Raw genomic sequence first — 4631 nt, 5'->3', positions numbered from 1 at the left:
GATGTCGGACGCCTCGCCGGACAGCGCGGCCCAGCGGAACGGGCCCTTGCCCTCGCAGAACAGCGGCCGGATGTAGGCCGGCACGAAACCGGGGAACGCGAACGCCCGCTCGTAGCCCGCGAGTCGCGCCTCGCCGCGGATCGAGTTGCCGTAGTCGAAGACCTCGGCCCCGGCGTCCATGAACCCGACCATCGCCTCCACGTGCCGGGCCATCGACTCCCGGGCGCGGGTGGTGAAACCCGCCGGGTCCTTGGCCGCGTACGAGGCCATGTCGTCGAAGTCGACCCCGGTCGGCAGGTACGAGAGCGGGTCGTGCGCGCTGGTCTGGTCGGTGACGATGTCGATCGGCGCGCCCTCGGCCAGCATGCGCGGCAGCAGCTCCGCCGCGTTGCCCAGCAGCCCGATGGACAGCGGCCTGCGGGCGTCCCGGGCCTCGACGGCCAGCTGGAGCGCGTGTTCGAGGGAGTCGGCGCGCACGTCCAGGTAGCGGTGCTCGATCCGGCGCTCGATGGCGCGCGGATCGCAGTCGACGCAGATCGCGACGCCGTCGTTCATGGTCACGGCGAGCGGCTGGGCGCCGCCCATGCCGCCGAGCCCCGCGGTGAGCGTGATGGTGCCCGCGAGCGTTCCGCCGAACTTCTTCGCGGCGACGGCGGCGAACGTCTCGTAGGTGCCCTGGAGGATGCCCTGGGTGCCGATGTAGATCCACGATCCGGCGGTCATCTGGCCGTACATGGTGAGCCCGAGGGCCTCCAGCCGGCGGAACTCCTCCCAGTTCGCCCAGTCGCCCACCAGGTTGGAGTTGGCGATCAGCACGCGCGGCGCCCACTCGTGCGTCTGCATGACGCCGACCGGGCGTCCGGACTGGACGAGCATCGTCTCGTCCTGCTTGAGCGTCCGCAGCGTGCGCACCATCGCGTCGAACGAGCGCCAGTCGCGGGCCGCCTTGCCGGTGCCGCCGTAGACGACGAGCTTGTCGGGGTGCTCGGCGACCTCGGGGTCCAGGTTGTTCTGGAGCATCCGGAGGGCGGCCTCCTGCTGCCATCCCAGGGCACTCAGTTCCGTACCGCGCGGTGCCCGTACCGGTCGGGGTCCTGACATGGCGACGCCTCCTCGTGGCTGTAAGCCTCCTATTCACATCCTGATGTTCTGAATACTCGTAGTCAACAGTCCCGCGTGGACCCGGTCGGCGCGGCCCGGCGAGGCAGCCCGGCGGCCCGGCGCTCCCGCCCCGTGCGGCGCGCTGCCTCAGCGGCGACGCCGCGCCCCTCCGGGCCCGGCGTCGCCCGCCATCGGCCCGGTCGTCCGGTACTCCTCCACCTGCCTGCCCGCAGGCCGCCCGCGCGCCACCCGGTCGGTCCCGACCCAGTACAGGACGTCGTCGCGGTACTCGCGCCGCCCGATCCGCAGGGCCTTGATCCAGAGCCCGGCACCCGCCCCGGCGAGCACCAGCCCACCGGCCCCGGGCAGCAGGAACGCACTCGCCACGGCCACCAGGAACGCCCCGAGCAGCCACCACCGGTGCCGACGCCGCCAGTCGCGCACGGTCACGGCCCGGTCCTGGAGGAAGTCGGACCGACCGGCCCGGGTGGCACGCCCGGCCAGTTCCGCATAGCGCCGACCGCGTACGAGCGCCACCGCGGTCGCCGTGATCAGGAACAGCGCCGCTCCGGCCAGCAGGCCGATCCGCCGCCCGGTGACCCCGGGCACCAGGGCGCCGACGGCCGCGGCGAGCAGCCCCGGCCACCACAGCGGCGCCGCCCCGGCCCGTACGATCACGGCCACTCTCGCCAACGACCGCGCTCCGCGCCCCATGTCCGTACCCCTCTCGCTCACGGCTCCTGCCGGCCTTCCGGCCCGGAGGCTAGTGGCCGCGGATGAAGAGGTCCTGAGAAACCGCGACGGCCGGCGGGGCGTCCGGCCCACGTGATCCCCATGCGTGACCCTCGCCGTTCAGTACAGGATCCCCACCAGGCCGTCGCCGCCCGCCTCGCAGCGAAAACGTCCCGGGCAGCAGCCCGACCATCCCGCGGACCCGTCCGCCGTCAGGGTGAGCCGACCCCACCCGGGCCTGCCCGGAGCGTGCTCGTCCAGGCGCAGCCCGAGCCGCGGCACGGCCACCCCCACGTCCGCACCCACCGCCGGACCCGTCGGCCCGCTCGCCGCCGGGTCCGGCAGCGGGGCGGCTTCCGGGAGCAGCGGGACGGCTTCCGGGAGCACGGAGAGGACCTCCTCGGCCGAGTGCCCGAACAGATCGACGCCGTCCCACACCACGCACGCGGCACGCTCCCCCGACACCGGGCGCGGCGCCGTCATCCGCCGGAACTCGACGCGGGCGAGCCTGTCCGCCGCTCCCGGGCCGCCCGCGGCCAGGGTCACCCGGAGCCCGTCGAACAGGGCCACGGTGTTCCACTCGGGCTGGAAGAGAAGGCCGTCGAGCCAGGCGGCATGGGCGTGGCGTGGTTCGGGGTAGTCCGCGAGGGTCAGCGCCCCGCACTGGAGTCCGCCGTACGTCTCGGGCGCGGCGGCCGACAACCGGGCACGGGCCTCGTCGGGGCCCGCCCCGAACCGCAGCACCCCGGCCCCGCCCGGCAGCGCCACCCCCGTTCCCGGCAGCAGTTCGAGCATCACCCGATCGTCCGGCGCCCGGTGCGCACCACGTCGGGACGGCCGGGGCGTCACTCGACGAAGAGTCCCCGCGCCACCGCCCGCGCGTCGAACTCCTCCAGCCGTGCCTGCGCGTCGGGCAGGTCGTCGCACATGGCCTCCAGCAGCACCCGGCCCAGCAGCATGGGCGCGCACGCGGTGTCGAAGGCGAGCCCGGTGCCGACGGCCGCCGGGATCAGCAGATCGCTGAACTTCGCGACGGGTGCGAAGGCGGAGTCCGCGACCGAGACGACGGCCAGCCCCTGTTCCCGCGCGTAGCCGAGCGCGTCGACGACCTCCTTCGGGTGCCGGGGCAGCGCGAAACAGATCAGGGCCGTGGCGCCCGCCCGGCGTGCCGCGTCGATCCGGTCGTGCAGCATGCTGCCGCCCTCGTCGAGCACCCGGACGTCGGGGTGGACCTTGGCCGCGAAGTACCCGAACCCCCGCGCCTGCGAGGAGGCGGCCCGCAGCCCGAGCACCGGCAGCGGCCGGGAGGCCGCCAGCATCCTGCCCGCACGTTCGACGGGCGCGGGGTCGGCGAGCAGATCGGCCAGGTGCCGGAGGTTCTCGATCTCGCCCAGAACGGCCTGCTGGTACTCGTTGTACGTGTCGTCACCGCCGCCCGGCCCCGGTCCGGCGGGGGCGACCTCCCGCAGGTGCTTGCGGAGCGCCGGATAGCCGTCGAAGCCGAGCGCCACCGCGAACCGGGTGACGGACGGCTGACTGACCCCGGCGAGCTCGGCCAGCTCCACGCTCGACAGGAACGGGACGTCCCCGGCCCTGCGCACCATCCAGTGCGCGATCCGCCGCTGGGTGGGGGTGAGCCGACGCCCTTCGAAGAGCTGCTGCAACCGCGCGGCCGGGTTGCTCCCGCTCATGCTGTCCTCTCGGTAGTTCCGTCGCACCACGGTCCGGCGCCGACAAAACCATTCAGCCAGCAAGGCGCCTGCATGTCCATATGCAGCAGGCCCCGGACGGGACGCCGACGGCTGCGGCGGGACGGGATGGCGCCGCGCCTCGTTGCCGTCGCGTCCGGCTTCTACGACCGGTCCCGTTCCGGCCGGTGCTTCAAACGGATGCCGGGCGTCGCTCGGGACCGGTACGCGCGTGGTGGCCGGAGGAAAACAGGGGGGATAGCCCCACTGCCCGCAAAGCCGCCGGTTCGTACCGTGAGAGTCATGGAAACCCGAGACCCGGAGCTCAAGACCGAACTCGACGCCACCCTGCACGCCCGTAACGAGCTGGGTTCGGATTACGAGTCCGCGCTCGTCGAGTCCTTCCTGGAGAAGGTGGAGCAGCGGCTCGACACCACCCTGGACCGGCGCGTACGGCGTCATCTCGCCGAGCAGCAGGTGAGCGTCGCCAGAGGGGCGCGTCAGCCGCAGCCCCTGGGCGGTTTCGGGGAGCGCTACGGCTTCGGGATAATCTCGCTGATCCTGGCCATTCCCCTGTCGGCGATCGCCGCCGCGGCCTCGCACACCGAGGGGCTGATCATCGCCTGGCTCGGCATCATCGGCGTCAACGCCGTGCACGCGGCCCGCGACTGGCCCTGGTTCCAGCGTCGTTCCGGCCACTCGAAGTCCGACTGGGACGACTGAGCCCACCGCGGGACCGGACGGGCGCGGAGGGGGCGGCAGAAGAACGGGACCGACGGGCCCGGAGGGGCAGCGGAAGAAGGAAGTACGGGGCCCGGGACACGGGGCACGGACGGTGTCGCGGGGACCGCCGCACCCTCGGAGTCCGGGGGGCGGGACGACGGCGGTCCCCGCGAGGAACACGGTCCGGGTCGGGGCCGGTCACCGCGTCCGGGCGACGGTGGAGGTCCGGGAGGCGGTGGATGCGGCGCTGTTGTTGGCGGAAATGGCCGTGCCGCACCCTGCCCGGCCGACATGGCCCGCGGCGCTGTATCTGTCGCAAGCCCAGGTGCCCTACGGGCGGATGCTGTCGCTGGACGAGCGGCTGGAAGGCGCGGCGGGGCGTCCGGT

5 protein-coding genes are annotated in these 4631 nt (G+C 73.6%); 1 reads left to right on the top strand and 4 read right to left on the bottom strand.

Translation table 11 applies throughout. The features are described from left to right. The 4 genes from hutU to AMK22_RS36950 all read right to left on the bottom strand — a co-directional run. On the bottom strand, nucleotides 1-1101 hold a 1101-nt coding region (hutU, locus tag AMK22_RS36965), incomplete at its 3' end, for a urocanate hydratase (protein ID WP_073792109.1). A gap of 147 nt (nucleotides 1102-1248) precedes the next feature. Then, nucleotides 1249-1815 carry a hypothetical protein gene (locus AMK22_RS36960; RefSeq protein ID WP_073792108.1) on the bottom strand — a complete coding sequence of 189 codons (567 nt, stop codon included), beginning with the start codon at nucleotides 1813-1815 and terminating at the stop codon, nucleotides 1249-1251. Nucleotides 1816-1953: 138 nt separating this feature from the next. Continuing rightward, nucleotides 1954-2628, bottom strand: a complete 675-nt coding sequence (locus tag AMK22_RS39345) for a hypothetical protein (RefSeq protein WP_073792106.1) — start codon at nucleotides 2626-2628, stop codon at nucleotides 1954-1956. Nucleotides 2629-2678: 50 nt separating this feature from the next. Continuing rightward, the gene (locus tag AMK22_RS36950) at nucleotides 2679-3524 is read right to left on the bottom strand and encodes a MurR/RpiR family transcriptional regulator (RefSeq protein WP_073792104.1); all 846 of its coding nucleotides are present in this window, start codon (nucleotides 3522-3524) and stop codon (nucleotides 2679-2681) included. A 300-nt stretch (nucleotides 3525-3824) separates the two neighbouring features. Here AMK22_RS36950 and AMK22_RS36945 point away from each other — a divergent pair, with 300 nt between their 5' ends. Beyond that, the gene (locus tag AMK22_RS36945) at nucleotides 3825-4244 is read left to right on the top strand and encodes a hypothetical protein (RefSeq protein WP_073792103.1); all 420 of its coding nucleotides are present in this window, start codon (nucleotides 3825-3827) and stop codon (nucleotides 4242-4244) included. Nucleotides 4245-4631 lie beyond the last annotated feature (387 nt).

This window comes from Streptomyces sp. CB01580, from assembly GCF_001905795.1.
GTDB lineage: Bacteria > Actinomycetota > Actinomycetes > Streptomycetales > Streptomycetaceae > Streptomyces.
Note: the sequence above shows the minus strand (reverse complement) of the source record. Positions and strands in the feature narration are given on the sequence as shown.

What these genes read in the sequence shown, in the direction of transcription:
- AMK22_RS36960 (WP_073792108.1), bottom strand. Translation starts at nt 1,815, where the DNA reads ATGGGGCGCGGAGCGCGGTCGTTGGCGAGAGTGGCCGTGATCGTACGG.
- AMK22_RS39345 (WP_073792106.1), bottom strand. Translation starts at nt 2,628, where the DNA reads ATGCTCGAACTGCTGCCGGGAACGGGGGTGGCGCTGCCGGGCGGGGCC.
- AMK22_RS36950 (WP_073792104.1), bottom strand. Translation starts at nt 3,524, where the DNA reads ATGAGCGGGAGCAACCCGGCCGCGCGGTTGCAGCAGCTCTTCGAAGGG.
- AMK22_RS36945 (WP_073792103.1), top strand. Translation starts at nt 3,825, where the DNA reads ATGGAAACCCGAGACCCGGAGCTCAAGACCGAACTCGACGCCACCCTG.